The following is a 1,326-nucleotide window of genomic DNA, read 5'->3' as shown; positions in this document are numbered from 1 at the left end:
CGACAGGGTGTTGGTGCAGTTCCCAAACGGTGCTGATTTCGCCGTCGCCCTGTTTGCGTTGTTGCTGATGGGGGCCGTACCGGTATTGGTGGTGCCGACACTGTGCACCCAAACGGTCGTTCAGGTGGCGGCGCAGGCGCGAGCCCGGCGCTATCTGGGCAGCGCAAGCCTGTGCCAGAGCGAGAACCATGCGTTAACAACGCAACTGGCTGAGCACGGCTGCCGTACACTCTTCAGTGGCAAAACGGATCGCTTTTGTTTTTGCCAGGAGGCGATGATCGCTTCACCGCCGCCTGGGGATGACGCGGGCAATATTGCGCTGCTGTTGCTGTCAGGCGGAACCACCGGCATACCGAAACTGATTCCGCGCACCCATGCAGATTATGGCTATAACTTTCAGCGCTGTGCTGAACTGTGTGCGCTGAGCGAACGGGATCGCTATTTGGCCGTTTTGCCGATGGCGCATAATTTTTCGCTGGCGTGTCCCGGCGCGTTAGGGGTGTGGTCGCGCGGTGGCTGCGTGGTGGTTCCAGCCACGCCCGCCCCGGAAGATGCTTTCGCCGCGATTGCCCGTTTTCGTGTCACGCTCACCGCGCTGGTGCCTTCGTTAAGTCAATGCTGGCTGGAGGCGCTTGACAGTGAACTCCCTGATTTGCGTTCACTGCGCCTGATTCAGGTGGGCGGTGCCAAACTTGATGCCGTTCGTGCTGGTGCAATGCTGAATCGTTTCGGATGCCAATTGCAACAGGTGTTTGGCATGGCGGAAGGGTTAATCACCCTGACGCGGCTGGACGACACGCCACACACCATCCTCACCACACAGGGGCGGCCGCTGTGTGAGGATGATGATATTCGCATTGTGGACCCCGCCGGGAGTGCCGTTTCCCCCGGTCACACCGGAGAGCTATGGGTTCGCGGACCCTATACGATTCGAGGGTATTTCCGTGCCCGCTCTGGAGACGCGCAGTCGTTCACGTCAGAGGGTTTTTACCGTAGTGGAGATCGGGTTCGACGTTTAGCAGATGGCAATCTGTGCGTCGAAGGGCGCATCAAGGAAACCATTAATCGCCACGGCGAGTCCGTGGGTGCTGGCGACATCGAGGATGCGCTGCGCTTGCACCCTGATGTGCGTGACGTGGCCGTGGTGGCCGGTCTGGATGAAACGGTGCATGCGGTGGTGGTCGCCAAACGCTCACTGTTGCTGGCAGATTTGTGTGCGTTTTTGGAACAACAGGGCGTACCTGTATCACGATGGCCCGACGCGCTGAGCGTGGTGAAAGCATTGCCGCTTACCCCAATGGGAAAAATCAATAAACAGGCGCTAAC

The 1,326-nt window shown here is 59.2% G+C and carries 1 protein-coding gene; it reads left to right on the top strand.

The window, feature by feature from the left end; genetic code table 11:
- Window positions 1-13 precede the first annotated feature (13 nt).
- A partial coding sequence (locus tag J5224_RS28110) for an AMP-binding protein (protein ID WP_264628403.1) occupies window positions 14-1,326 on the top strand: 1,313 nt, incomplete at its 3' end.

The sequence above is a fragment of the Candidatus Symbiopectobacterium sp. NZEC135 genome (assembly GCF_025962695.1).
This window is presented reverse-complemented; position numbering and strand designations above follow the sequence as displayed.